Here is a 25,916-nt window from a genome sequence, read left to right as displayed (position 1 = left end):
TTGTCGTTCCGCCCCAGGCGGCGACAGTGTTTCCGTCGACCGCGACAGCTTGAACGCGATGCGGCGCCTTGCATGCGGCGCAGGTCCTGGTCCTGGCGGATGGCCGGTGACTCGTGCCGGCAGCTCAGAACAGAGTCGGTGCGGTCGGCTCGGTGACGGTGGAGCGTCTGCCGAGCAGGGCGAACTTGTCGGAGGTCGTGTCGTCGGGGATCGGCAGCCCGTGGCGCTGCAATGCCTGGTTCACCCGTGCCCGGACGAGGTCACGGTAATGACGGGGCGTGCGCGAGCCGTGCGCGTAGAAGTCGGCGTACGTGGAGAGCAGTTCGGGATGCTGGCGGCGCAGCCAGGCGAAGAACAGGTATTTGGGGCCGCGCATCAGGTATAGCGGTGTCGGGAGAATGTTGCCTGCCCCTGCGTCGGCCAGGGTGCCGATCAACTCGTCGATCTGCTCGGTGCTGTCTGTCAGTTCGGGCAGGATCGGCGCGACGAACACGGTGGGGGTGAGGCCGGCGTCGCGCATGGCTCGCAGGGCGATCAGCCGGGCCACGGTGGACGGTGCGCTGGGTTCGAGCGAGCGTTGCAGTGCCTCGTCGAGGAAGGCGATGGACATGCCGAGCTCGACGTTGACGCGCTGAGCTGCGACAGCGAGCTGATCCAGGTCACGGCCCGGCCGCGCTGATCCTGCTGGCCGGCGCGCTCGGCGACCGCTACGGCCGCAGGCGAATCTTCCTCGTGGGTATCGCCGGGTTCACCATCGCGTCGATCATGTGCGCGGTCGTCCCGACCATGAGCTCACTGATAGTCGCCCGCATCCTGCAGGGATCGGCGGGCCTCGTCGCTCTCTCCGCAGCCGGCCACAGCTGGGCAGCGCGATCAGTACTGAACCGAGGGGTCGCGTGCCCGCATTGCGGCATGTGATCTAGCTATCCATGCTGGCCCGGCCAGCGCGTCGGAAGGTGACGTGTGACCGAAACCAAGATGAGCGGCCGAACGATCTGGATGCCGGATCTAGCGGCACCGCTGCGAGCCTTTCTGCGAACTGAGTCCGGCAGCGCCGGCGTGCTCGTGGCCGCCATCGTCGCCGCACTGCTCTGGGCCAACATCGACCTCGGCTCCTACGAAGCCGTCTGGCGCACCCAACTGTCCCTGCGCCTCGGGCACCTCGAGCTCTCCCGCGACCTGCACACCTGGATCAACAGCGGCTTGATGACGCTGTTCTTCCTGGTCGTCGGGCTTGAGGCGCGGCGCGAGTTCGACCTGGGCGACCTACGCGACCGGCGACGTTTCGTGCTGCCCAGCGTGGCCGGCGTGGTCGGCATGCTGATCCCGGTGCTGATCTTCCTGGTGATCAACCACGGCGGGCCGGGCGCGCATGGCTGGGGCGTGGCTATGTCGACCGACACCGCCCTCGCGTTGGGCCTGCTGGCACTGCTCGGCCGGGGCGTGCCCGACCGGGTCCGGATCTTCCTGCTCACCGTGTTCGTGGTCGACGACTTGATCGCACTCATCGTCATCGCCCTGGTCTACAGCGACGACATCAAAATGATGCCCATCGTGGTGGCCGTAGCGGCGTTCGCGGTCATGCTGGCCATCCGCGCAGCCGGCGTCCGACGTGGCTCGGCGTACGTGCCGGTCGCCATCGTGATGTGGGGCGCGCTGCTGGTCAGCGGAGTCGACCCGGTGGTGGCCGGACTGGCCATCGGGTTGACCGCGTTCGCCTACTCTCCCGGCCGAGCTGAGCTCGAGCAGGTCAGCGGGCTGTTCCGGTCGTTCCGTGAGCAGCCGACGCCCAAGCTCGCGCGTACGGCTTCGATCGGCCTCGCGAATACGCTATCGCCCAACGACCGCCTTCAGCGCATCTACCACCCTTGGTCCAGCTACATCATCGTGCCGCTGTTCGGCCTGGCCAACGCTGGCATCAGCATCGACGGTCCGTTCCTGGCCAAGGCGTTCGCGTCGCCTGTCACCTGGGGCGTGCTGCTCGGGTATGTCGTCGGCAAGCCGCTCGCCGTGATCGGCACCTCGGCCGGGCTCACCTGGATCTCACACGGCCGCATCCGTCCGGCCGTGGGCTGGGCGGGCGTGCTCGGCAGCGGCACGATCGCCGGTGTCAGCTTCACGGTGTCGCTGCTGATCGCCAGCCTGGCCTTCACCGGCGACCAACTGGCCGAGGCCAAAGTCGGGGTGCTCAGTGCCGCGATCGTATCCTCAGCGCTGACCTGGACCGCGTTCCGCGTCACCAACATGTTGCCCAAGGACAAGCGCACCCGGGCGCTCTTCGGCGACATGACGGAGCTGATCGACCTCATCCCAGAGGTCGACGAGAAGCAGGACCACGTCCGCGGCCCAGCCGGTGCGTCGGTAACGCTGGTGCAGTACGGCGACTTCCAGTGCCCGTACTGCGGGAAGGCCGAGCCAGTCGTCCGCCAGTTGCTGGGCCACGCCGACCTGCGTTTCGTGTGGCGTCACCTGCCTCTGTCAGACGTGCACCCGCAAGCCCGGCTAGCAGCCGAGGCCGCCGAAGCAGCGGCCGCTCAGGGCAAGTTCTGGCAGATGCACGACCTGCTGCTCGACCACCAGGACAAGCTGAACATCACTGATCTAATCAAATACGCCGGCGACCTCGGTCTGGATCAGAAACGCTTCCACGACGATCTGATAAGCCAGGCCCACGCCGGCCGCATCGAAAGCGACATCGACTCGGCCGACAACAGCGGAGTGTCCGGCACCCCGACGTTCTTCATCAACGGCCGCCGCCACTACGGCGCCTACGACATCACGGCCTTGACCGCCGCCATTCGTATGGCCCGAGCCCGGGCCCGCCTCGGCCGCGAGGCACCAGCGACCCGTAAATAAGCGCGTTCCGTTGACTCGACAGCACACCGGTCGGCCGTCAGATCCTGCCGCGCGAACTCTTGCCTTGACCGAAGCGATGGGAGCGTCAAGAGGATCCGAGACGGGTCCTGTTGCGTTGCCGGATCGATGAACACGTTGTAGCCCGGGTGGGGGCCGAGGTCAGATCGCCTGGGCGAGCTCAGCAAACGCCGTCGAAACCAGCGTTGCCGGCGGGGCATCGACGGCGAGTTCGTAGTGGCCACGTCGTAGGTTCTGCATCAAGGCGTGTCCAGCGATGATCACCTGTGGTGTCCTGTCGGTTCGTAGTCCGCGCATCGGTCTCAACCGGTTTGAGCTGGCTGTGGTCGGCCTCGATCGGGTTGTTCGCGTACCGTTCGACGTGGTGCCAGCAACACTACCGTGTCCTCGTGACCAGGCGGTGCCGCTCCGGTGGCACGAGGATCAGGTCCCCCTGGCGTCCGGTCCAGCTTGCCGCGGAACCGATCAGTTCGACCCGCCCCCGCAGCACCAGCACTGTCGCCTGGCCCGGGTTCTCGTGCTCGCTGAGCTCGACCCCGCGACGCAACGCGATGATTGTCTGTCGCAGCGTACGTTCATGTCCGCCGAAGACGGTCTCGGCGCTGCGACCCGACTCGGATGCCACCGCCTCGGCGGGGGCCGGAACGTCGTACCTGACGGCGTCGGATAGAGCGAGAATACCGATCTCGGGCCAACAGCCGTGTGGTCGACGGAAGTCGTCAGCGCGGCCGTAGGGCCAGCGAGATGCCAGTAAGGACAACAGCATCACGTGACATCAGCCGCCGCCGACGTGGCGGAGGACGGCCAGGACCCGGCGGTTGTCGCTATCCGAGGACGGCAAACCGAGTTTCGCGAAGATGTTCGCCACGTGCTTCTCCACGACTCCGGAGGTGATGACAAGAGCCGCCGCGATCCCGGCGTTGGATCGTCCCTCGGCCATCAGCGAAAGCACCTCACGCTCCCGGGGGGTCAGCGACGCCACCCCAGCCGTGTCCTGCCCGGCCCGCATCAGGTGGCCGACCACCTCCGGATCCAGCGCGGTGCCACCGGATGCCACCCGGGTCAGCGCGTCCACGAATTCGGCGACGTCGGCGACGCGGTCCTTGAGCAGGTATCCGACGCCGGTCGGCCGGTCGGCGAGCAGGCGGGTCGCGTAGCGGGTCTCCACGTACTGGGAGAACACCAGCACACCGACGTCGGGATGGTCGCGTCGGATGTCGATCGCGGCGCGCAGTCCCTCGTCGGTGTGCGTCGGTGGCATCCGGATGTCGATGATGGCTACATTCGGTACGTTGGCGGCAATCGCGGACCGCAACGCATCCGCGTCGGCCACCGCCGCGCACACCTCGAAACCGCGGTCGGTGAGCAGCCGGACCAGCCCTTCGCGCATCATCGCGGCATCCTCCGCGATCACCACCCGCATGTCGTCGCCTCCGTTCACACCTGTGTGGGCAGCTCGATCTCGACCCGGGTCGGACCGCCGGTCGGACTGTGTACGCGCATCCGGCCGTCCACGACGGCGATGCGGCGGGCCAGGCCGGACAGGCCGGGACCGTCCGGGTTCGCCCCGCCGATGCCGTCGTCCTTGACGGTCAGCATCAGGCGCTCACCGGATCGGACGACGCCGAGCCCGATACGGGTCGCCCGGCTGTGTTTGGCCGCGTTCGCGAGCAGCTCGGAGGCGCAGAAGTAAGCGATGGTCTCGATCGCGGGCGCCGGGCGGTCGGGCAGCTCGACGTTCACCGCGACCGGGATGGCGCTGCTCGTCGCGAGCGTCGCCAGCGCGTCGCCGAGACCGTTGTCGAGGACCGGCGGGTGGATCCCGCGCACCAGGTCGCGCAGGTCGGCGAGGGCATCCTTCGCTCCGCGGTGGGCGAGCGCGACCAGTTCGCGGGCCTGTGCGAGGTCGGGTGGCGGGCCGTCGACACCGAGCTTCTCGGTCGCCATGCCGAGGTTCATCGCCAGCGTGGCCAGCCGGATCTGCGCGCCGTCGTGCAGGTCCCGTTCCAGCCTGCGCATCATCGCGGCCGCGTCGTCGATCGCGCGGGCCCGGGTGACCTGCAGTTCGCGTACCCGCTCGGCGAGCCGACGCGGACCGAGCAGCCGTCGCATCGCGGCAAGGTCCAGTGTCGTACCGGCCCGCATCAACCACGGTGCGACCAGCAGCATGGCGAGGCCGGCCGCGGCGATGAGGAACGTTCCGGCGAACGTCCGCGTACCGATAGTGCCGAACGGCGTCAGCGCCCACACCGGTCCGAGGCGCGTTCCGGCCGGGTGGTTGCGAAACAGCGGCCACCACACCGGGTAGCTGAGGTTGACCAGGCCGAATACGTAGCAGAACGCGCCGTAGCCCTCGGGAATGGCCAGTGGCACCTTGAGCAGGCCGTACCCGACGGCGCGCCAGCCCGGTCCGTCGGAGACCACGGCGCTGATCCGCTTCGAGAGCCGGGGCGGCGGGGCGTCCACGTGCATGTGGAGCAGCCGGTCGGCGAGTGAGCGATGCACGGCTCCCATCGCGCGCCCGGTCGGGGCGGCCAGCACGACCAGGAGCGCGATGGTGAGCGGAAACAGGACCAGGAACACCGGTGCCACGGTAGGTGCGGGCTGGTTGGACATGACTCCGGTCGCCCAGAGGATGAGGACGCCCAGGGCCGGCACGATCGCCGGTACGGTCAGGATCGCGGCCGCACTGACCACGCCGACGACGCAGAACACCGCCCGGCGCAGGGCCAGTGTGGTGAACGGAGCGCGCAGCGTTGTCATCGGCCCATTGTCGCTGGTCACGCGTCGCGATGGCGGAGCAGCACGCCGCCGCACAGGATCGCTACCGCCGCGTACCCGCACATCAGCAGCGCGCTGATCCAGCTGGAGAACAGCCCGGGTACCGGCGAGCTCACCGAGATCGAGTTGAGCAGCATCAACAGCGGGACGAAGCGGCCGACCTGGATTCCGCTCTCGCCGAACAGGCCGGCCACGATCATCGGGACGAATATCAGACCGAACAGCGTGCCGATCGCGGCGCCCGAGTGCCGCACGATCGTCCCGATGCCGACCCCGATCAGCGCGGTGACGCCCAGATACACGCCGGTCAGCACGACCGCGCGCAGGATCGCCGCGTCCCCGAGGGATGCGGCCGGGATGGCGGTGCCGCGGATCGCGAGCTGCCCGCTCAGATAGCCGACGAAGCTCGCGACCAGGCCGACGGTGAGAGCCGCGCCGCCGCACACGGCGACCTTCGCGGCCAAGACGATCCGACGCCGCGGGACGGCGGCGAACGTCGAGCGGATCATCCCGGTGCCGTATTCGCCGGTCACCGTCAGGACGCCGAGCGCTCCGAGGAGCAGCTGGGCCACAATGGCGCCGCCGAGGCTGTTGTTCAGGATCTGGGCGGCGGTGGCGACCGGGGTGTGCGATCGGTATCCGAGTCCCACCCCGGCCCCGGCCGCGGCCATCGAGACCACCGCAGCGATCGCCAGCCACCACGTCGACCGGACGCTGCTCAGCTTGATCCGTTCCATCCGGGCCGCGTGCCGGAATCCGTACCCGTTCATGACGCTCCCACTCCGCGATAGTCGGTGGCCTGCGAGGTGAGCCGGAAGAACGCGTCCTCCAGGCTGTCGTCGCCGGCGGCGAGTTCGGCGACGGTCGTCTCGGCCAGCAGCCGGCCGCGGCCGATGACCACCAGCCGGTCGGCGGTCAGCGCCATCTCGGCGATCAGGTGGCTGGACACAAACACCGTCCGGCCTTCGGCGGCGAGTCCGCGCAGCAGGTCCCGGACCCAGCGGATGCCCTCGGGATCCAGTCCGTTGACCGGCTCGTCGAGCAGGAGGACGCCCGGGTCGCCGAGCAGGGCCACAGCGACGCCGAGCCGCTGGCGCATGCCGAGCGAGTACGTACCGGCACGCCGCGTTGCCGCGTCGGACAGACCGACGATGCGCAGCGCCTGCTCGACCCGGGAACCGGGGATGTCGTTGCTCGCGGCCAGCGCGGTCAGGTGCGCGCGGGCGCTGCGGCCGGGATGGAACGCCCCGGCATCGAGGAGCGCGCCGACCGTCTTCAACGGCCAGTTCAGGTCCGGGTACCGGACGCCGCCGATCAGTGCCTCGCCATGGTCCGGGGCATCTAGGCCGAGGACCATCCGCATCGTCGTCGACTTGCCGGATCCGTTCGGGCCGAGGAAGCCGGTCACCACCCCCGGCTGCACCCGGACGCTCAGCCCGTCGACGGCGACCCGGTCGCCGTAGCGTTTCGTCAGCTCACGTAGTTCGATCACACGATCGACGCTAGGCAACGCCGTCGGCGGTCGGAAGCCGGAAACCATCCGACTCCGCCTGGAGGTTTTCCGCCCCCATCGCGGTCCCGACCCAGCTAAGGGATGTCTCGTAACCCCGGCGTCTGTCCGCTGAGGACGATCGTCAAGGATGTCTGGGTGCAGGTGATCTCCGCAGCACGCCCGGAGTGGATCTTCCCGTTCACGGGTCTGCAGCCCTGCCCCTGCCGAAAACCCCATCCGCCCTGGTGAGGACCGGTGCGTGGGTGTCGGAGCCGTTGGCCCGGTCGCTGGGCGCTGAGCCCGGGTGTAGCTGGTGATCGATGCGGCATGATGGGCTGCCGTGCTGCTGCGACTGGCGTACCTGGGCATGACGAACGCGTTCGCGGTGCTGCGACTGCTGCCGATGAGCGACTGGGACAAGGACGTGGAGATCCTTGCCCTGCGCCATCAGATCACGGTGCTGGAGCGCCAACTGGGCAAGGATAAGGTGCGCTTCGACGCCCAGGTGCGCCTGGCCGACGTCGCCGACGTGAGGGTCGTGGCGAAGCCGGAGGTCATCACACACGACCAGGTCTCCCGCAGCATGGACGTCGTCGCGAACGTGCGCGGGCGTGGTCTGGGCACCGTCACGAGTGAGGTCACGGATCGGCTCGCGCAGGTGACCTTCCCCGTGAGCACCATCTGGAAGTGCTCGGAGAGGCCCAGGCGAAGGCAACGTCCGACTTCCGCGTCTGGACCTTCGTGATCGGCGCCGTGATCCTGATCTTTCTCCTGCTGCAGGCCGGTTTCGGTAGCTGGCGGGTGGCGTCGCTGTACTTCCTGCTCCTACCGACGGCACTGGCGGGCGGGCTGCTGCTGGCGGCTCTCGACCGGTCGGCCGTCTCGGTGGTCGCGCTGCTGGGGCTGCTCACCGTGCTGGCGATGGCCGTACGGGGCGGCACCCTGCAAATCAGGCGGTACCAGCGGCTGGCCGACGAGGGTTACCCCCACGGTGCCGAGCTGGTCGAGCTCGGGTCGCGGCAGCAGGTCATCCCGGCCGTGACGGGCATGCTGGCGGCGGGGTTGGCGGTGGTCCCGATGGTGGTCTACGGCAGCGTCGCCGGCCTCGAGATCGTGAGCCCGCTCGCTCTGATCATCCTTGGAGCCGTCCGGACCGCTGCCCGCGCCCAGGCCGCGCCGCGCTTGGCGAGCCGGAAAGCTGGTCGACCCCGGCTCCGGCCTGAGCGGATTCAGGAAGGTCCCATGCACAGACAGGGAGGCGACCACATGCGACGCAGTGGTCGGTGGATGGCAGCGATCCTGCTCACGTTGGCCTCGGCGGCAGCTTGCACCACGCCCGCCTCGACCACCGCAGCGGGCTCGCTGCCGGTTGCCATCGTCGTTCCGGTCGTGCTCGGTCTGGTGGCCGCAGGTGCCAGATACCGCATTCGGCGCATGGGTTGACGGGAGGAACCTCACACTCGAAATTCAGAGTTGCCGACGAACAGCTGAGGCGCCCGACCCAGACCTGCGGTACGTCGTCAACGCGGCCGTGCAGCACGAAGCGTTACGCTCGCCGCCGCGCGGACCATCGAGCCGGTCAGGCGAAGTCGGTGAGCTTCGGCAGGAGCCGCTCGCCGACCTGCTCGGTGAACTCGACCGGGTGCCGGTCCGGGGTCACCTGGACCTCGGTCACACCGAGTGCGGCGTACTCCTGAGCAGCGGCGAGGAAGGCATCCGGCTCGTCCAGGGGCGGCACCCGCATCACGACGGTCTTTTCGATGCTGTCGTAGTCACGCCCCTCGGCCTCGCAGTGCGACCGGAGCACGTCGAGCTTGTGGCGCAAGTCGTCCGTACCGAAAAGGTTGCACGAGTCGGCGTACCGGGCGACCAGGAGGAGCGTCTTCTTCTCCCCGCCGCCGCCGATCATGATCGGCGGGCGGGGCCGACGGATCGGGGCCGGGACGCTGAGGGTCTCGGCCAACCGGTAGTGCCGGCCCTCGAAGGGACCGTTGTTCTCACTCCACATCTGCAGACAGATCTGCAGCGTCTCCTCGAGCCGCTCGAACCTCTCGCCCACGGGCACCACCGGCACGCCCAGACCACGCTGTTCCCGCTCGTACCAGGAGGCGCCGATGCCCAGGCGGGCACGACCGCCGGAGAGCACGTCCAGGGTGGTGACGATCTTCGCCAGCAGCCCCGGGTACCGGTACATCACGCCGGTGACCAGCACACCGAGCGTCATCCGCTCCGTCTGACCGGCGACGAAGCCGAGCGTGGTGTACGCCTCCAGCATCGGCTCGTCGGCCGGTGCCACGGCCTCCATCTGGAAGTAGTGGTCCATCACGGTGAACGAGGCGAAGCCGGCATCATCGGCGATCCGCGCGGTCCGGGCCAGGGTGGGTGTGATCAGCTCCGGCTCCGGCGGGGTGGTGAAGCTCCAGTAGTGCAGGCCCAGTTTCACAACCACACCCTTCCTCGCGCCACGTGGACGCTGGCGACGTACCCGGGAAAGCGTTCCATTTCGAGGGCACTCGACGTCAAGCCATCGCGCGGCGTCACCCATACGACCGACGGCGAGGCCCCGCCGTTGTGCGTCACCTCGTGCAGGAAACCGTCCCAGTCGCACAGCGGCTCGGGCGACCCGACCTCCGGCGCGGCCCCGGGTAGGTTCGCCGCGCAGACTGTCACAACCCGGGAAGCCGTCTTGTCGTTCCTCTAGACAGTCGCTGTTTGGAGGAATAGATGAGCGCTGAACACACACACCTGCCCCCAGGGGTTGAGGTGATCACGACCCTGCCGGAGGCGACGGCCCGGATCCCGGCTGGCGCCGAGGCCAGGACCATCCGGGTCACCCTGTCGCCCGGTGACCCCGGCGCACCGCCGCACCGGCACCCCGGGCCGCTCTTCGGCTACGTGACCCAGGGCGAGATCCTCTTCGAGCTGGAGGGGCAACCGCCCCGGGTGCTCAAGGCCGGTGACGCCCTGTTCGAGCCCGGGGGCGACGTGATCCACTACCAGGGCGCCAACAACCTTCCGGACGCGCAGTCGCAGCTTGTGGTGACCATGTTCGCGCCGCCGGGTACCCCGGTTCTGACCGTGGTCAGCGCGGAGGAGCTGGCCGCACGCCGACACCTACGAGTTACCCAGCCATGATGACCACCAGTATCCCGGATCTCTCACGCCTCAGGGGCCTTGATCAACACTTAGCGAGAGACCGAGGCTAATCCTTGGGCCGGCGGCGGATGAACCTTCCGTCGCGAAAGCTACAGAGGTTCAAATCCTCTACCCGCCACCAGGTGCGAGAACGGCCTCTGATCATCAGAAATGCGGTCAGGGGCCGATCTTGTTCCGTCCCGCCGAGTCCGACTGTTGCCCACCGTCGATCACAGTCCAGGGGCGTATCGGGGGGAGCATTGCACCCTTTGTAGCCTTTCCGACGTTGAGTGGAGTCGGCTTTGATGCTCTCCTTTGAGCCAGGACGAGCGTCAGGGGCGGTTCTTAGGTGGCCGCAAAGACCGCGTGAAGATCGTCCGGTTGGGCGTTAAGAAGGTGTCAAGATCGCGGCCGAGGGCTTGGGCTCGACGTTGACTAGGCTCGTGCTCGAGTTGATGAAACGCTTGGTCGTCGGCCGGCCCCTGTCCAATGACCGGCTCGGCGAGCAGTTGCTGCCTAAACGGATTGCACTGCCGGTGTTCGCCAGCGACCCGCTGTCGTCGGTGGCCTACGCCACCCAGGAGATCATGCTTGTGCTGACCCTGGGCGGGCTGTCGTACCTGTACCTGGCACCGTGGATCGGCCTGGCCGTCATTGTCTTGCTCGCCGTCGTGGTGATGTCCTACCGGCAGGTGGTGCGTGCCTACCCGTCCGGTGGCGGCTCCTACGAGGTCGCCACCACGAATCTTGGTGCCTCGGCCGGTCTCGTGGTCGCGGCTGCGCTGCTGGTCGACTATGTGATGACGGTCGCGGTGTCCGTCGCAGCTGGCGTCGACAACATCATCTCCGCATTTCCGCAGCTCAACCCCTGGCGGATGTTGATCAACCTCGGGTTCGTGGCCGTGCTGACCGCGATGAACCTGCGCGGTGTACGCGAATCCGGGCGGATCTTCGCCGTGCCCACCTACCTGTTCGTCCTCGGCGTGCTTGGCCTGATCGCGACCGGCTTCATCAAGATGATCTTCGGTGATGCTCCTGTGGCTGAGAGCGCCGGCTGGAGGGTCACTCCCGAACCAGGCCACGTCGGGCTCACCGGGCTTGCCCTCATGTTTTTGGCGCTCAGGGCCTTCTCCTCAGGCTGCACCGCGCTCACCGGGGCTGAGGCGATCTCCAACGGCGTGCCCGCGTTCCGCGCGCCGAAAGGCGATAACGCCGCACGGACGATGGCCGCGATGGGAATCCTGTCGATCACCATGTTCGGCGGGATCACCGCCCTGGCTCTGCTGTCTCACGTGCGCTATGTCGAGAACACCTGCGACCTGGTCGGCTTCCTCGGCAACTGTGCCACCGATCCTCAGCGCACCGTCATAGCCCAACTCGCCGCCGCCGTCTTCGGCGGCACCGACTCGCCGATGTTCTTCTACATCCAGTCGGCGACGGCGCTGATCCTGATCCTCGCCGCGAACACCGCGTTCAACGGTTTTCCGCTGCTGGGCTCGATCCTGGCCAAGCACCGGTATCTGCCCCGCCAGCTGCACAGCCGCGGCGACCGGCTGGCGTTCTCCAACGGCATCGTGTTGCTGGCGCTGGTCGCCGCCGCGCTGATCTATGCCTACAAGGGTTCGGTGACCAGCCTCATCCAGCTCTACATCCTGGGTGTGTTCACCTCGTTCACGCTGTCGCAGGTCGGGATGGTGCGGCATTGGAACCGGCATCTGCGCACCGAACGAGACCCGGCCGCGCGCCGCCGGATGCACCGCGCCCGCTGGATCAACGCGTTCGGCGCCTGCTTCACCGGGCTGGTCCTGATCATCGTGACGATCACCAAGTTCACGCATGGGGCTTACCTGGTGGTCATCGCGATGCCAGTGCTGTTCGTAATGATGCGAGCAATCCGCCGCCACTACGACGGGGTCACCGCCGAACTAGTGCCCGAGCCGGGCGGCATGGTATTGCCCAGCCGTATCCACGCCGTCGTCCTAGTGTCGCGGCTGCACAGGCCCACCATCCGCGCCCTGGCTTACGCTCGCGCCACTCGACCGGACACGCTCACCGCGCTGACAGTGGCGATTGCCCCTGAAGAGGTACGCCAGCTGGAACGTGAATGGGACGAGCATGACATCCCCGTCAGCCTGACGATCGTCGACTCCCCGTACCGCGATATCACCGGCTCAGTGCTGTCCTACATCGCCGGCCTACATCGGGAACATCCACGGGACCTCATCGTCGTCTACATCCCCGAGTACGTCGTGGGCCGCTGGTGGGAGCACCTGCTGCACAACCAGTCCGCGCTGCGGCTGAAGGCAAGGCTGCTGTTCCAGCGTGGGGTGATGGTCACCAGCGTGCCCTGGCAACTGGAGTCCAGCCACGCCGACCAGGAGCGGGCCCAAGACCTGGGCGCATCCGCAGGTCTGACCGGCTAGCTTGATCGGCATGAGCGTTGCCCCGTCCGCCAGCCCGCCGGCCATCCGCCGGACGGGCTGGCGGGCCATGGCGGGCGTGCTGCTGGCCGCTACCGGTCTTGCCGGTCTCACCGCCGTTCTCGTGCCCTCGCGCGCCGACATCGCGCTGGCCAGCGTCGTATTGCTCTACCTGGTCGTGGTCGTCATGACTGCCGTCGTCGGCGGGCTGGCGTCGTCGCTGGGGGCGGCGATCGCCTCCGACCTGGTGGTCAACTTCTTCTTCGTTCCGCCGTATCACACGCTGACCGTGGAAAGCCAGGATCACGTCATCACGCTCGTGGTCTACATCGCCGTTGCGATCACGGTCAGTCTTGCCATGGATCTGGCCGCTCGGCAGCGCGCTGCTGCCGCCCGCACCGGTATCGAGGCCGAACTCATGGCACGCATCAGCGCCGAGCCCGTCCGGGAAGGTTCCGTGCGCAGCCTCCTCGCGCACGTACGCGACGTCCTGCACATGGACACCGCGGCAATCATCGAAACCGCTGGTAACGGCACCAAACGTGTCGTGGCGATCGACGGACGAGATCTCACCGGAGCGCCAACCCTGTCCGTGCCCGCCGCAGCTAACCTCACCCTCGTCGTCGAGGGGCCACCGCTGTTCGCCCCCGACCCGAAGTTCCTCACCCGGCTCGCCGCCGCAGCCGCCCGCACCCTGCAGGCCGAACGCCTGGCCGCCGAGGCCGCGCAGGCCCGGGAGCTGGCGGAGATAGACAGGCGCGGCCCTGCTCACCGCCGTCGGCCACGACCTGCGCACGCCGCTGGCCGGCATCAAGGCCGGCGCGTCCAGCCTGCGCGATCCCGACCTGCACCTGACCGGCCCCCAGCAGGCAGAACTCCTCGCCACTATCGAGGAGTCCGCCGATCGCATGGCCGACCTCGTGGAGAACCTCCTAGCGATGAGCCGACTTCAAGCTGGGGCACTCAGCGTCCAGCCCCGCCCAATCGCCCTCGATGAAGTCGTCGCGGCAGCGGTGCTGCACCAACAAGAAGGGAGCCGGGTCGAGGTGGACGTCCCCGACGACCTGCCCTTGGCCAACGCCGACCCCGGCCTGCTCGAACGGGTCGTGGCCAATTTGCTCACCAATGCCCACCAGGCCAGCCCCGCCGGTTCCCCGGTCCACATCATCGGCCGTACTGCGAAAGACGGCAGCCTGCAACTACGGATCATCGACCACGGACCCGGCATACCAGCCGCCGACCGCGACCGCATGTTCGCCCCGTTCCAGCGCCTCGACGACCGCACCACCACCGGCGGCCTCGGCCTCGGCCTGGCCATCGCCCGCGGCTTCACCGAAGCCATGAACTCCACCATCACCGCCACCGACACCCCGGCGGAGGACTCACCATGTCCATCAACCTGCCAAGCGCCTCATGACCCGCATCCTCATCACGACGATGACCGGCAACTGCTGCGCGCCCTACGCATCACGCTCTCCGCACTCGGGTACGACGTCGCCCTCGCCTACGACGGTCGCACCGGCCTGGCCGCCGCCCAACGCACCCCACCCGACCTCGTCATCGTCGACCTCGGGCTGCCCGACCTGGACGGCGTCAGCATCGTGCAAGCACTGCGCGGCTGGTCCACCGCACCGGTCATCGTGCTGTCCGCCCGCCTGACTGAACAATCCAAGATCAACGCGCTGGACGCCGGTGCCGACGACTACGTGACCAAACCCTTCGCAGTCGGCGAACTGCTCGCCCGCATCCGGGCCGCGCTACGCCGCACGAACCCCACCGATCAGGCGCCCATCGTCCGCACGGAGGCCTTCACGTTGGACCTAGCCGGCAAGCGGGCACAATCCGCCTCCGGCAAAGAGGTGCGCCTCACTCCCACGGAGTGGCACCTGCTAGAAGCCCTCGTTCGTAACCCCGAGCGTCTCCTCACCCACCAGCAGCTGCTGCACGAGGTTTGGGGTCCGCGGTATGAGGCAGAAACCAACTACCTGCGCGTGCACATGGCCAACCTGCGGCGCAAACTCGAACCCGACCCCAGCCGGCCGCGCTACCTTCGCACAGACCCGGGCCTGGGCTACCGGTTCACGCCCGACAGCCCGAGCTGAGGACAGCCCAGACGGCACAGGGACGGGCGCGTTGCTGACGTGGGCAATTCTCAGCTATGTAGTTCACCAACTACAGATAAGACGGTTCGGCCGCTGCTGGTCGTTGCGAAGTGACCCTCCGCAACCTGGGCAGAGGCCGTCGGCAATGGTCGTCTTTAGGTAGCGCTGTTCACCACCTGACGGCCTGGCGACGGCCTGGCCCAGCTCGCGGGCACGGTTGCCCGACCCCTCCGCGCTCCGCCTTCACAGCTGGCATGCCCAAAGTTCGGAGGTCCGGGGTAGGAGCGGCCTGCGGGTTGGTATGCCTGTGGGGTGGCGGAGCGAGCGAGCAACGAGCAGTCTGCGATAGGGGGCGAGGGGCCAACCGAGGATGGTGGGACGGCGTCTCAGACATCGCTGGCGGGTCGCCCGACGGCGGGGCTGGGGTTGCTGCTGGGCGCGTTGGGTGTGGTGTACGGCGACATCGGCACCAGCCCGCTGTACGCGCTGAAGACGGTCTTCACTCTCGATCGCGGTCTGGTACCGGACGCGCCGGACGTGTTCGGCGTGATCTCGCTGGTGTTCTGGTCGATCATTCTGGTCGTGTCGGTCAAATACGTCATTTTCATCCTGCGGGCCGACAACGAGGGCGAGGGTGGGGTGATGGCCTTGGCCGCCCTCGCCCGACGGGCGCTGCTCAGGGCCAGCGAACGGCGCGCCGCCATGGTGTTGGCGCTGGGGGCGCTGGGCGCTGCCCTTTTCTACGGCGACAGTGTGATCACTCCGGCGATCTCGGTGTTGTCGGCGGTGGAAGGGCTGGAGGTCATTTCGCCGGGCTGGGCGGTGGTGGTGTTGCCGGTATCGGCGGTGATCCTCACCCTGCTGTTTGCCATCCAGCGATGGGGCACCGGACGGGTCGGGGCAGTCTTCGGGCCGATCATGCTGCTCTGGTTCGCCTGCCTGGGCGTCGCCGGCGCGCCCGAGGTGATACGTCACCCGGGCGTGCTGGCCGGGCTCTCACCGACGTACGCGGCCCTTTTCTTCATCGACCACCCGGTCATCGCGTTCGTCGCGATGGGTGCCGTCGTGCTGGCGATCACCGGCGCCGAGGCGCTCTACGCCGACATGGGTCACTTCGGCCGCGCCCCGATCCGCCGGGCCTGGTTCGCGATCGTGTTTCCCGCGTTGACACTCAATTACCTCGGCCAGGGCGCGTTGATCCTCCGGGCACCGGCCAGCCGGGACAATCCGTTCTTCCTGCTGCTGCCAGGCTGGGCGCAGCTGCCGATGGTCGTCCTGGCCACCGTGGCCACCGTGATCGCGTCCCAGGCGGTGATCTCCGGGGCGTTCTCGGTATCCCGGGAGGCCATGCGGCTGGGCTTCCTGCCGCACCTGCGCATCCGGCAGACCTCCCGCCGCGAGTACGGGCAGATCTACGCGCCCGGGGTGAACTGGGGCCTGTTCGTGGCAGTCCTGCTGGTGGTGTTCGCGTTCGGCTCATCCACGAACCTCGCGGCCGCCTACGGGGTGGCGGTCACCGGCACATTCCTGATCACCACGACCCTGTTCCTGGTCGTCGCGCGGGTGCTGTGGCGCTGGACCACCTGGCAGCTGGCGTTGTTCGCGGTCGTCTTCGGCAGCATCGAGCTGACCTTCTTCACCGCGAACCTGGCCAAGGTCACCCACGGTGGTTGGCTGACGCTCCTCATCGCGATCATCGTGTTCACAGTCCTGCTGACATGGCGGCGCGGCGCCGAACTGGTCACCTCCCGACGGATCGAGCGCGAAGGGCCACTGGCCGACTTCATCGACACCCTGCACGCCACGAACATCCCCTGGGTGCCGGGCACCGCGGTGTTCCCCCACCCGAACAAGGAGACAACGCCTTTGGCCCTGCGCGCGAACGTCGCGCACAACCATGTCCGCCACGACAGAATTGTGATCATTACCGGTCGCACCGCCAACGTCCCGCACATCCCTTGGGAGCAACGTCTCACCATCGACGATCTCGGCGACCCGAATGACGGCATCATCCACATCACCGCCGTCTTCGGTTTCCAGGACCCCACCGACTTCCCCGAGGTCCTGTGCCGCGCCGCCACCCATCCCCTCGCCAAAGGGATCGACGTGGACCAGGTCTCCTACTTCGTTTCGAGGATCACTCTGCGTTGCACCCGTAGCCCCGGCATGGCCACCTGGCGAAAACGCCTGTTCATCGCCCTCGCCCACAACGCCGCCAGTCATGCCGAGTTCCTTCACCTGCCCGACGAACGCACCATCGTCCTTAGCGCTGAAGTCCCCGTCTGAACCGCCCCGATCAGCCGCGCCGAGTGCTAGGCACCAGAAGCTTCCCGACGACGACGCGCGGCTACGCGCAACTGGCGACCTGGGCTGAGTCCTTCGGCACGGTACATCAAGGTCGGCATGGAAGGCACCGGCAGTCACGGCGCCGGGTTGCTGCGATTCCTGACCGACTACGGACTACCCGTCGTCGAGGTCGACCGGCCAGACCGCTCCACCCCGCCGACGCATCGGCAAGACCGACACCATCGACGCAGAGTCCGCCGCCCGAGCTGTGCTCTCCGGCCGCGCCAACGGCTGAGCAGGTACCTCGAGCGGATCCGGGGCAACGACTATCACGCGGCCTACCAGCAGCTCTGCTCCGACGTGCTGTGGGGGTACACCGAATCGGACCACGCCGCATTCCTGCGGGAGCAGGGGCCGTTCGTGTCGTACTCAATCGGCGATCCGACGAGGTCCACAGGCATCGACGGGACCTACCTGAGCTACCCGGTCAGTCTGGCCCATGCCGACGGAACGGCGCTCGTCGTCCGCTTGGCGGTGCACTTGGAGACCGGCGGCCCCAAGATCTGCGACGACGGTACCTGGCGGAAATGACGCGGCACCCTGGTCGCGGGCAGTCGGGGACGTCCGGTTGCTAAGAACTCCTAACAGAATGATCATCTGAGGAGTCTGCGGTAACAGATGATCGCGCAGGCCAGGCTCATGAACGCTTCGTGGATGTCGTCGCGGATCTCCCAGCGGACGCATAGCCGGCGGAACCAGTGCAGCAGGGCGATGGTCTGTTCGACCACCCACCGGTGCGCTCCCAGGCCGGAGCCGTGTTCGATGCCTCGGCGGGCGATGTGTGGGGTGATCCCCGTGGCGCGGACGGCGCGGCGGTGGGTGTCGTAGTCGTAGCCGCGGTCGGCGTAGAGCCGGTCGGGCCGCCGGCGGGGCCGCCCGCGTCTGCCGCGTACGGGCGGGATGGCCTCGATGAGCTTGTGCAGTTGGGTGACGTCGTGCCGGTTGCCGCCGGTAAGGCTGACGGCCAGCGGGATGCCCGCGCCTTCGGTGATCACATGGTGTTTCGAGCCGGTCCTGGCGCGGTCGACCGGGCTCGGACCGGTTTTGGGCCGCCCTTGAGCGCCCGGACATGGGACGCGTCGATCACCGCCTTGGACCAGTCGAGCTTGCCCGCGGCGTGCAACTCGCCAAGCAGGACCTCGTGCAGGCGTTGCCACACGCCGGCGGCTTGCCACTCGGCCAGTCGCCGCCAGCACGTCATGCCCGAGCCGAACCCGAGTTCTTGCGGCAGGAACTCCCACGGGATCGCGGTGTAGAGCACGAACAGGATCCCGCACAGCACCTGCCGATCCGGGATCCGCTTACGGCCGGGATAGCGCTGTCGTCGCTCGATCTGGGGCAGCAACGGCTCGATGCGCTGCCACAGCCCGTCCGACACGATCCACGGCGGCTGCTCGCCTCGCCTCACGGTCGAACACTGTAGTTGATCGTCTAAACAGGACGCGCGGTCATCCCCTAGATCATTCTGTTAGGAGTTCTTACTCACCCATGCCCCGCAGCATGGCTTCCGCCTCGCGCACCATGTCCTGTTCAAGTTGGGCGCGCTCAGCCGCGTTGTCCTCCCACAGGTCGGCTAGGAAGGCGAACGTGGCACCCGCCCTACGGCATGTTGGCGAGGCGAAGGATCTCATCGACAACGCGCTCGATCGGGGCGGTGGCGTCGATCCCGGTCCCCGCCTGCGGAATCTCCTCTTTCGTCCGGTGCAACCGTGCGATGATCTCTCGCTCCTCCGGCCTTCCGCCCCAGTCGTCGGGGTCCACGGCCACGCGCTCGTCGATCCGCCTCATCGTTCACGCTGGTGTGCTGCGCCTCAATCGACTCATGGCGCTGCACCGGGCTGGCACTGCACGCTTGCTCGCTTCCAAGCCGTGTTAGCCCTCACCGAAGGTGACGGCTAACACGGCTGGTGCAATACCGGCGCCGGAGTGTCGACGATCTGGCAGGTCAGGTGACCCCGATGTTCAGGTAGAAGTGGCCGAGCTTGAGTGATAGCGAGGCGCCTCCGAAGTGGTGAATGAGCAGCGCCAACAGGATGACGATCAAGATGCAGACGACGAGCCAGATCAGGAACCACACGATCCCTGGGATCCCGTAGCGACCGACGCGAGCCATTAGGCTCGCCCCCTCGCGGTCGGCGCTGCAACACGCGCCGCCGCGCATGGACGCGTCGGCTGTCGGTAACTGCGCCCGACGCTAGCGGACGTCTCCATACAGCCTCCTTCATTAAGGTGTCCGCGAAATTTCCCTACCGAGACGCGCGTCAAACCGGGCCGGAGGAGTCCGCTTCAGGATCCCGCCGGAGCCGGGCCGCGTCTGGGCTGTCGGTGAACGGCACGTTCAAGCGTGTCCCGGTCTACAGCAGTGGAGTGGTCCACTCAGGCACACATCAACGCCACGCTTATGGCCGTCCGGATGCTCCTGGAGTCCAGCTGACCGCCTGTGGCGGCGCTCGCCCCGCCGACGATCTCCGTGATCTGTGGGACTGAAAGGTGCGACCGCCTGGGCTACGGTGCTCGGATGGATGACCTTGCCCGTGCCCGTGCGGCAACCCTGGATGCCTTGACGGGAGAACTTGCCTCGCGCCTCGCCGCCTACTACAACGAAGAAGGCAACTATGCCGGTGCATCGTTCTTGGCCATCGCGCCGAACGAGCCTGCAGTTATCTCAGCTGCTGACCTCTTCGTTCGCATATTGGCTCGTCGATCCGTCCATCGACGCGAATGCCAGAATGGGTCGGGGCGTGGCCGCTCAGGCGGCGGACTACGAGGAGCAGCGCAAGTTTGAGGAGGCCAGCGGCCGTACCGTCGCCGATCCTCCTGGCAAGCTGGCGGTTGACCGCTTGTCCGACCTTATGGCCGCAGCACGTGGGCTCAACCTAGTTCGTCAGAATCGCAACGGCGTCGACATCCTCACCGTCGGTGTCCCACCAACCGTTGGGCTGTTCGACCGCTATGAACCGGTTTCGGCCAGGGCCCGCCAAGGCACAGTTCCTCTATCGGCTGTACTCCGGGTATGCCCACGCCAAGCAGTGGGCCGCGATGCTAGGCGCTGCTAAGCAGGCGCCCTTCGACCCGTCTGGGCGCACCCTCGCCCTGACCCAAGGGAGCGATCTTGTCGCCGTTGCCGCAACACAACGCGCCATTAGGGCAGTCGGCCGTGCCCTCGACGCGTTGGAACAGCTGCGGCAGGGACCAAGAACGTCGGAGCCGGAAGCCGCCGCCGACTGATAGACCGTCAGGCCGACGCATACCGGCACGAGTTCCGGCGCACGTGACCCCAGGCAACCAACACGGCGTGCTGACCTGCGCTCTCATGAGCACCTAAGGGACGTCTCGTAACCCCGGCGTCTGTCGGCTGAGGACGATCCGTCAGGATGCCCGGGTGCAGGTGATCACCGCAGCCCACCCGGAGTGGATTTACCCCTTCACTGGGCTGCAGCCGGCCCAGTTCCGCAAGCTGGTTCGCCTGGTCGTCGAGCGTGGCGGTGACGCCATCGCCGACGGCCGGCCGGGCCGGCAGTGGGCCCTGGACCTCGCCGATCGGGTGCTGCTGGTGGCCGCGTACTGGCGCACGAACCTGACGATGCGCCAGATCGGCCCGCTGTTCGGGGTGTCGCACTCCGCGGCGCACCGGGTCATCGACGCTCTCGGCCCGCTGCTGGCCCTGGCGCCGGTGCGCCGGCGGCCGGTCGAGCAGATCGCCATCGTCTACGGCACCCTGATCCCCACCCGCGATCACCGCCTGGCCGCCCGCAGCAAGAACTACCGGTACTCGACGAACCTGCAGGTCGCCATCGACGCCAGCACCCACCTGGTCATCGCCGTCGGCGACCCACAACCGGGCAACCGCAACGACACCATCGTCTACCGCACCTCGGGCATCCAGGAGAAGCTCGACGGGCGCCCGGTGATGGCCGACGGCGGCTACCGCGGCAACCCGGAGGTGATCATCCCGTACCGCAAGCCCGCCGACGGCAGCGACCTGCCGGCCTGGAAAGAAGCCCTCAATGTCGAACACCGGACCGTCCGAGCCGGGGTCGAGCACGCCCTGGCCAGGATGAAGTGCTTCAAAATCCTGCGCGACTACCGACGCGCCGCTCACACATTGGCCGACGCGGCTTCCGGCATCGCCAATCTCCACAACATCATCCTCGCCGGCTGACCGCCGGCCCCGCCCAGGGCAACACCTTCACTCAGTTACGAGACGTCCCTTAGCCCACTCTTCCGGGTCTTGGGCTCCAAGCTCCTTGAACCTCTCCGCGAGCGATACAGCAGAATCGCGGACATCCGGCGGCAGAGTCGCCAGCCACTCGCCCCACGTAGGCCAGGAAATCACCACGTGATCATGCCTTCGCCTCGTCCGCTAGCCAAACCCCAGCGCTCGGCGCGGTGTCCCAGGATGCCGTCAAGAGACGACGTGCCGGAAACCGACCGCTTCGGTTTAAAAGAATGATCGGCGGGCGGTGAGCTGCCCCTGCCCCCCTGCTGACCACGCGCGCCACCTACCGCCGCACCGAAGACGACGAACCCGCCGACACCCTGACCGTCAGTACCCTCACCTACGCCGGCTCGGGGTGGCTCTCCGAAGGCGACGCACTGCTCGCCAATACCGCCGCCCGGCAGCGCCGGGAGAGCAGACGCATCGGCCGGGAAGAACTCGCCCACGAAGCCTGGCTCACCGGGGCCGCCGCATGAGCCGAGACATCACCCCGCGCTGGTACTCCCCCGCCGAGGTCGCCGTCCTGCTCGGCGTCGGCATCTCCAAGGTCAAGATGAAGATCGCCACCGGCGAGCTGCGCTCCATCAAGGACGGCAAGTACCGCCGCATCCTCCCCGAATGGGTCGACGACTACATCCGCGAACAGGTCGAACGCCAGGAGGCCGCCTGATGCCTGGACGCGCCCGCGCCAACGGCGAAGGCTCCATCTTCCCCTACCGCAACGGCTTCGCCGCCTACGTCTGGGTCACCAAGCCCGACGGTCGACGCACCCGCAAGTACGTCTATGGCAAGACCCGCGAGGCCGTCCACGAAAAGTGGATCAAACTGCACCAGCAGGCCAAGGCCGGGCCGGTCGCAACAAGCGTCCCGACGGTCGGCAGCTTCCTCACCCGGTGGCTGACCGAGATCATCCAGCCGAACCGCGCACCGTTGACCTACGCCACCTACGAGACGTTCGTCCGGCGGTACATCGCGCCCGGCCTCGGAGCGAAGCGGCTCGACCGGCTCCAGTCACGCGACGTGCAGACCTGGATCAACCAGGTGGCCCGCACCTGCCAGTGCTGCGCCCAGGGCAAGGACGCCGCCCGCCCGAAGCACAAGCGACGCTGCTGCGCGGTCGGCCGCTGCTGCCAGGCCGTCCCGTCAACGCGCACGGTCAGCGACATCCGAGCTGCGCTGCGAGCCGCCCTCACCGCCGCCTACGCCCTGGTCCTCGTCACCGGACTGCGCAAGGGCGAGGCCCTCGGATTGACGTGGGAGGACATCGACCTCGACGCCGGTGAGCTGACCATCGGCCGGCAACTGCAACGCGTCCGGGGAAAACTGCTCCACCGCGACACCAAGACCCAGGCATCCGACGCCACTCTCCCCCTGCCCGACATCTGCATGACCGCGCTCAAGCTGAGGAGCGAACAACGCGACGAGACACGAGAATCCGCCGGAAAGGCGTGGCAGGAATCCGACCTCGTATTCACCACCCGCTATGGCACTCCCATCGAGCCGCGCAACTTCCAGCGCTCTTGGCAGACTCGCTGCGACAAGGCGAGAGTCAAGCCAATCACCGTTCACGACGCCCGCCGCACCTGCGCCACGCTGCTCGCCGACCTTGACGTCCACCCGAGAGTCGCCATGCAGGTCCTCCGGCACGCCCGCTTCTCCGTGACGATGGAGATCTACACCCAGGTCTCGTCCACAGCGACCCGGGAAGCCCTCAAGCGCCTCGGCGACTCCCTCGGCCGCTGACGCCGATGCTGTACTTAGCTGCTGTACGACAGCAGAAAGGCCACCTCCCGAACCCGGGAAGTGGCCTTTGACCTGCGTGGGCGATACTGGGATCGAACCAGTGACCTCTTCGGTGTGAAGCAGGACGCTACACCAGCCCTGACCTGCAAAGACGAGAAGCCGCAGCTAGCGGTGGGTGCAGTTGAATGCCGTTCGGCGCCGCTGAACGCTGTTCAGCGCCGTTCAGTGCAGGCGGTTGCTCCCAATCCGCTCCCCCGGTTTCGGCCCCGAAAGGGCGTCATGGTTGTGGTCAGGAAGCTCAACGCACCACCAGGTCGTGCAGGGCGTCCACGGCTGGCGGTCTACGCGCTCGGGCAGCGCCCAGATGTCCCGATCGGTCTCCAGCTCGGCACGCAGTCGCAGCATGTCAGTAGCGAGTCGTCCCGCAGCGCCCGCGGGGAGCGGTCCATGCTCGGCCTCCCGTTTTGCGGCAATGAGATCAGGTCCGATCCGTGCGCGTCGACGTGGTCGACGGGAAGGTGCTGCTGGTGCTGTTCGCCCGCGCGGCTGGGCCGAGTGACCGGCGGCCTGCCGGACTGGGATGTGTCGAAGCCGAAAGCTATGGCCTGAGCCCGCGCTCGCGGCGTTGGAGGACGAGGAGGCGCATCTGCTCCGCCAGCTCCGGGTTCGCCGGTGACGGCGGGTGCGCCAGCTTCGGGGTTGGCTGCGACGGCCGTGGGGTGCCATTTGCGGGCTGGTCCGGTCGAGCCTCCTTCCACTCCTTCGACAGGAATCGGCGAAGGAACGCTAGCCAGCCCATCACCCCGCAGCACAGGATCACCCCGGTACCCCATCGCTGAGTAGACGGCCGGTCGACAAGCCAGATCCCTCCGGCGAGAATGGCCACCCGCGCGCCTAGCACCAGCGCAAACCGCCAGCCCTTGGCCTGCCTCCCGATGACGGGACGGCCACGAAGCCACAACAAGCAGCCGAGGAACACGGCGATCGCGGAAGGAATGATCAACTCAAGCCAGCTGGGTGGCTTGGATCGCTTCGACACAAGCGAATTATCGCCGGCCAACGTCCGGTCGCGGGACACCCTAACGTCCCGTGTCCGCCGTACCCTCCACAACGACGAGCGGAAGGGCGGGCGGATGAGCATCGACTACGACGAGAACCCGATGACCGACGACGAGTTGCAAGACGCGGCCCGGGTCGAGGACTGCAGTTCAGTCAGGCCGGACCGCACGCGGGGCCGGGCTTGCAGGGCTGATGCATGCCGGGTCCTGCCCGCTCATAGGTCCCGATAGTGGTGATCACTGGAGTCGTAGAGGACGAGGAAGCCCCGGCGGGTTGGTCGGCCGGTCGTGGCCGTGGACGGTGTGGAAGTGGTCGCGGAACCGGGCCAGGTGCAGGGCGATCTTGTCGGCGACCTCGGCGGAGCGCACGCCACGAACGGCGGCGTCGAGGTACCGGCTAGCCCAGGCCTCGATCGAGTCGGGTGCGGTGAGGCCGTCGATCGGCAGCGGCACAACCTTTCGCGAAGGCAATCTGCGCCGATCCGAGGGTTCCTAGATCAAGCGACTTTGGGGCAGAGCCCCCTTGGCTCCAGTGCAGCTGCAGGAAGCACCCCCAGCGCGATCCCATCCTCATGGAGGCCCGACCGGAGTACGCCGGAAACCGGCAATAGACGGCCGGGGCTTGCGCTGAGCTGGGGATTTCGCACGAACGCTGGCTCAACCCCGCGATCGGGTCGTCGCCCTTCTGCCGTACTACGGCGGCCTACGGCTGGGCGAGGTCGTCGCACTCGATCTGGACGACGTGCAGCTGTCCGCCCGCAAGGGCGTGATCACGGTCCGGGCCGGCAAGGGCGGCAAGTACCGGGAAATCCCGGCGCACGCCGATCTCCGCAAGCACCTCGCCCTCTGGCCCAGTGAATGGGTCAGCGGTCGCCCCATGAATCGGGTGGCGTGCCGAGGATTTTGCGCGAGGACTTGATCACGAACCACCCGAACAGGCCGCTGCCGCTACCGCCGATCACCCCGCCGAGGAGCGAGGAGACCCGTAGACCCAGGACGATCCCGCGGGGACCGGTTCCCCACCTGGTGATGAACCGCTCGCCGAGAAGCTTGTTGGCCCTGTCGATAGCGGATTCGGGAATCGACTCCACGATCTGTCGTCCCCAGTGCGGGGCAGCCTGACCGGCCAGCGGCCCTAGGATCCGCTTCGCAGTCGAGTTCCCGACGAGAACGGAGGTTACCAGCAACTTCCGCGTCTCGATGTCTTCGACGTCGAGGCTGTGGATCTCGGCGACCGACAGCGTGTAGCGCACCGACGCTTCCAGGAAGCCGATCATGCCGGCCCGCGTGCCGGAATCGTGAACCGAGCCGACCTCCGACTCTGCCGCGGCCGCCCCTGCGCGTGCACCAACCTCCGCAACCTCGTGCAGGTAGAACTTGTTCACGAAGGCGATCAGCTCGGCCGGCGTCTTGTCCGGATGCAGCCTTCGCAGACGTTTCACGCTCGCGACTGCCAACGGCTGCTGAGTCTCGATAGCTTCGCTGAGGTCGGCCTTGCTGAGGTCGGCCCTGATCGGGGCCCGACGGACGACCCTCTTCTCCTGTGGCACCACCAGATCATGGCCGACTGTCGACATCCGAGCAATGCGATGTCGGCCGTTCAAGGCGAAGGGACCGGCACGGCGGAATCACCACGCGGCGCACGAGTGGGCCGGCATCGCCGTGGTCGTGCTCGCCAACGCCGCTGCCGTCGCCACCCCCGCCGCGCGCATGAGACACGGCTGCCCGGCTACACGGCGACGTCCG

The 25,916-nt window shown here is 67.6% G+C and carries 25 protein-coding genes and 6 pseudogenes; 17 read left to right on the top strand and 14 right to left on the bottom strand.

Features of this window, described 5'->3' with window-relative positions; genetic code table 11:
- Positions 1-124 precede the first annotated feature (124 nt).
- Positions 125-610, bottom strand: a complete 486-nt coding sequence (locus tag ACFOYX_RS30425) for a hypothetical protein (protein ID WP_322443184.1) — start codon at positions 608-610, stop codon at positions 125-127.
- A gap of 26 nt (positions 611-636) precedes the next feature.
- Between ACFOYX_RS30425 and ACFOYX_RS30420 the strand changes: the two genes are divergently transcribed.
- Positions 637-918 (top strand): MFS transporter, encoded by a 282-nt coding sequence (locus tag ACFOYX_RS30420; RefSeq protein WP_322443194.1) that lies wholly within the window; start codon positions 637-639, stop codon positions 916-918.
- A gap of 45 nt (positions 919-963) precedes the next feature.
- Positions 964-2,856: a Na+/H+ antiporter NhaA gene (gene nhaA, locus ACFOYX_RS30415; RefSeq protein WP_322443183.1), complete on the top strand. Its 1,893-nt coding sequence runs from the start codon at positions 964-966 to the stop codon at positions 2,854-2,856.
- A gap of 159 nt (positions 2,857-3,015) precedes the next feature.
- Here nhaA and ACFOYX_RS30410 read toward each other — a convergent pair.
- The 6 genes and pseudogenes from ACFOYX_RS30410 to ACFOYX_RS30385 all read right to left on the bottom strand — a co-directional run.
- Positions 3,016-3,220, bottom strand: a pseudogene (locus ACFOYX_RS30410) (DDE-type integrase/transposase/recombinase); the annotation flags it as partial.
- A 30-nt stretch (positions 3,221-3,250) separates the two neighbouring features.
- Positions 3,251-3,421 (bottom strand): hypothetical protein, encoded by a 171-nt coding sequence (locus tag ACFOYX_RS30405; protein ID WP_322443182.1) that lies wholly within the window; start codon positions 3,419-3,421, stop codon positions 3,251-3,253.
- Positions 3,422-3,649: 228 nt separating this feature from the next.
- The gene (locus ACFOYX_RS30400) at positions 3,650-4,297 is read right to left on the bottom strand and encodes a response regulator transcription factor (RefSeq protein ID WP_322443181.1); all 648 of its coding nucleotides are present in this window, start codon (positions 4,295-4,297) and stop codon (positions 3,650-3,652) included.
- Positions 4,298-4,311: 14 nt separating this feature from the next.
- A complete protein-coding gene (locus ACFOYX_RS30395) occupies positions 4,312-5,637 on the bottom strand; it encodes a sensor domain-containing protein (protein WP_322443180.1) in 1,326 nt (441 codons plus the stop codon).
- A gap of 17 nt (positions 5,638-5,654) precedes the next feature.
- Positions 5,655-6,326: an ABC transporter permease gene (locus ACFOYX_RS30390; protein ID WP_322443179.1), complete on the bottom strand. Its 672-nt coding sequence runs from the start codon at positions 6,324-6,326 to the stop codon at positions 5,655-5,657.
- 95 nt (positions 6,327-6,421) lie between these two features.
- Positions 6,422-7,147: an ATP-binding cassette domain-containing protein gene (locus ACFOYX_RS30385; RefSeq protein ID WP_322443178.1), complete on the bottom strand. Its 726-nt coding sequence runs from the start codon at positions 7,145-7,147 to the stop codon at positions 6,422-6,424.
- 340 nt (positions 7,148-7,487) lie between these two features.
- Between ACFOYX_RS30385 and ACFOYX_RS30380 the strand changes: the two genes are divergently transcribed.
- Complete coding sequence (locus ACFOYX_RS30380; RefSeq protein ID WP_322443177.1) at positions 7,488-7,892, top strand: hypothetical protein; 405 nt, start codon at positions 7,488-7,490, stop codon at positions 7,890-7,892.
- Positions 7,835-8,590 (top strand): efflux RND transporter permease subunit, encoded by a 756-nt coding sequence (locus ACFOYX_RS30375; RefSeq protein ID WP_322443176.1) that lies wholly within the window; start codon positions 7,835-7,837, stop codon positions 8,588-8,590. The genes ACFOYX_RS30380 and ACFOYX_RS30375 overlap by 58 nt, the downstream gene beginning before the upstream one ends.
- Before the next feature lie 136 nt (positions 8,591-8,726).
- Here ACFOYX_RS30375 and ACFOYX_RS30370 read toward each other — a convergent pair whose 3' ends face one another.
- Positions 8,727-9,590 (bottom strand): LLM class F420-dependent oxidoreductase, encoded by an 864-nt coding sequence (locus ACFOYX_RS30370; RefSeq protein WP_322443175.1) that lies wholly within the window; start codon positions 9,588-9,590, stop codon positions 8,727-8,729.
- Between the two features lie 320 nt (positions 9,591-9,910).
- Here ACFOYX_RS30370 and ACFOYX_RS30365 point away from each other — a divergent pair, with 320 nt between their 5' ends.
- The 7 genes and pseudogenes from ACFOYX_RS30365 (at position 9,911) to ACFOYX_RS30335 (ending at position 17,681) form a co-directional block, all read left to right on the top strand.
- Positions 9,911-10,282, top strand: a complete 372-nt coding sequence (locus tag ACFOYX_RS30365; RefSeq protein WP_322443174.1) for a cupin domain-containing protein — start codon at positions 9,911-9,913, stop codon at positions 10,280-10,282.
- 443 nt (positions 10,283-10,725) lie between these two features.
- On the top strand, positions 10,726-12,705 hold the full coding sequence (locus tag ACFOYX_RS30360) for an APC family permease (protein ID WP_322443173.1): 1,980 nt from the start codon (positions 10,726-10,728) through the stop codon (positions 12,703-12,705).
- 10 nt (positions 12,706-12,715) lie between these two features.
- Positions 12,716-13,039, top strand: a pseudogene (locus ACFOYX_RS30355) (DUF4118 domain-containing protein); the annotation flags it as partial.
- Positions 13,040-13,466: 427 nt separating this feature from the next.
- A pseudogene (locus ACFOYX_RS30350) lies at positions 13,467-14,015 on the top strand (sensor histidine kinase); the annotation flags it as partial.
- A 100-nt stretch (positions 14,016-14,115) separates the two neighbouring features.
- Positions 14,116-14,804, top strand: a pseudogene (locus tag ACFOYX_RS30345) (response regulator).
- Between the two features lie 426 nt (positions 14,805-15,230).
- A complete protein-coding gene (locus ACFOYX_RS30340) occupies positions 15,231-17,090 on the top strand; it encodes a KUP/HAK/KT family potassium transporter (RefSeq protein WP_322443172.1) in 1,860 nt (619 codons plus the stop codon).
- 117 nt (positions 17,091-17,207) lie between these two features.
- Complete coding sequence (locus ACFOYX_RS30335) at positions 17,208-17,681, top strand: hypothetical protein (RefSeq protein WP_322443171.1); 474 nt, start codon at positions 17,208-17,210, stop codon at positions 17,679-17,681.
- A gap of 62 nt (positions 17,682-17,743) precedes the next feature.
- Here ACFOYX_RS30335 and ACFOYX_RS30330 read toward each other — a convergent pair.
- The 3 genes from ACFOYX_RS30330 to ACFOYX_RS30320 form a co-directional block, all read right to left on the bottom strand.
- A protein-coding gene (locus ACFOYX_RS30330) for an IS5 family transposase (RefSeq protein ID WP_322443193.1) occupies positions 17,744-18,531 on the bottom strand; the annotation gives its coding sequence in 2 pieces (ribosomal slippage) (positions 17,744-18,198 and positions 18,198-18,531; 789 coding nt in all).
- 218 nt (positions 18,532-18,749) lie between these two features.
- Entirely contained in the window at positions 18,750-18,938 is a 189-nt protein-coding gene (locus ACFOYX_RS30325; protein ID WP_322443170.1) for a hypothetical protein, read from the bottom strand.
- A gap of 157 nt (positions 18,939-19,095) precedes the next feature.
- Complete coding sequence (locus ACFOYX_RS30320; protein ID WP_260428364.1) at positions 19,096-19,227, bottom strand: hypothetical protein; 132 nt, start codon at positions 19,225-19,227, stop codon at positions 19,096-19,098.
- A gap of 441 nt (positions 19,228-19,668) precedes the next feature.
- Here ACFOYX_RS30320 and ACFOYX_RS30315 point away from each other — a divergent pair, with 441 nt between their 5' ends.
- The 5 genes and pseudogenes from ACFOYX_RS30315 (at position 19,669) to ACFOYX_RS30295 (ending at position 23,112) form a co-directional block, all read left to right on the top strand.
- Positions 19,669-19,935: a hypothetical protein gene (locus ACFOYX_RS30315; protein ID WP_322443169.1), complete on the top strand. Its 267-nt coding sequence runs from the start codon at positions 19,669-19,671 to the stop codon at positions 19,933-19,935.
- A gap of 597 nt (positions 19,936-20,532) precedes the next feature.
- Positions 20,533-21,312 (top strand): transposase family protein, encoded by a 780-nt coding sequence (locus ACFOYX_RS30310; protein WP_322443168.1) that lies wholly within the window; start codon positions 20,533-20,535, stop codon positions 21,310-21,312.
- A 314-nt stretch (positions 21,313-21,626) separates the two neighbouring features.
- Positions 21,627-21,845, top strand: a pseudogene (locus tag ACFOYX_RS30305) (plasmid replication initiator protein); the annotation flags it as partial.
- Complete coding sequence (locus ACFOYX_RS30300) at positions 21,842-22,039, top strand: excisionase family DNA-binding protein (protein ID WP_322443167.1); 198 nt, start codon at positions 21,842-21,844, stop codon at positions 22,037-22,039. The pseudogene ACFOYX_RS30305 and the gene ACFOYX_RS30300, both read left to right, overlap by 4 nt.
- Positions 22,039-23,112 (top strand): tyrosine-type recombinase/integrase, encoded by a 1,074-nt coding sequence (locus tag ACFOYX_RS30295; protein WP_322443166.1) that lies wholly within the window; start codon positions 22,039-22,041, stop codon positions 23,110-23,112. Before ACFOYX_RS30300 ends, ACFOYX_RS30295 begins: the two co-directional genes overlap by 1 nt.
- A 298-nt stretch (positions 23,113-23,410) precedes the next feature.
- Here the strand turns inward: ACFOYX_RS30295 and ACFOYX_RS30290 are convergent.
- Both ACFOYX_RS30290 and ACFOYX_RS30285 read right to left on the bottom strand, forming a co-directional pair.
- Positions 23,411-23,595: pseudogene (locus ACFOYX_RS30290) on the bottom strand (nucleotidyltransferase domain-containing protein); the annotation flags it as partial.
- An 812-nt stretch (positions 23,596-24,407) separates the two neighbouring features.
- Positions 24,408-24,623: a hypothetical protein gene (locus ACFOYX_RS30285; protein WP_322443165.1), complete on the bottom strand. Its 216-nt coding sequence runs from the start codon at positions 24,621-24,623 to the stop codon at positions 24,408-24,410.
- A 199-nt stretch (positions 24,624-24,822) separates the two neighbouring features.
- Here ACFOYX_RS30285 and ACFOYX_RS30280 point away from each other — a divergent pair, with 199 nt between their 5' ends.
- Positions 24,823-25,089 carry a tyrosine-type recombinase/integrase gene (locus ACFOYX_RS30280; protein WP_369292986.1) on the top strand — a complete coding sequence of 89 codons (267 nt, stop codon included), beginning with the start codon at positions 24,823-24,825 and terminating at the stop codon, positions 25,087-25,089.
- On the opposite strand, the gene ACFOYX_RS30275 is transcribed toward ACFOYX_RS30280, so the two are convergent.
- The gene (locus tag ACFOYX_RS30275) at positions 25,034-25,747 is read right to left on the bottom strand and encodes a hypothetical protein (protein ID WP_322443164.1); all 714 of its coding nucleotides are present in this window, start codon (positions 25,745-25,747) and stop codon (positions 25,034-25,036) included. The genes ACFOYX_RS30280 and ACFOYX_RS30275 overlap by 56 nt on opposite strands.
- Positions 25,748-25,916 lie beyond the last annotated feature (169 nt).

It is taken from the genome of Micromonospora sp. GCM10011541 (assembly GCF_042650725.1).
Classification (GTDB): domain Bacteria; phylum Actinomycetota; class Actinomycetes; order Mycobacteriales; family Micromonosporaceae; genus Micromonospora; species Micromonospora sicca.
This window is presented reverse-complemented; position numbering and strand designations above follow the sequence as displayed.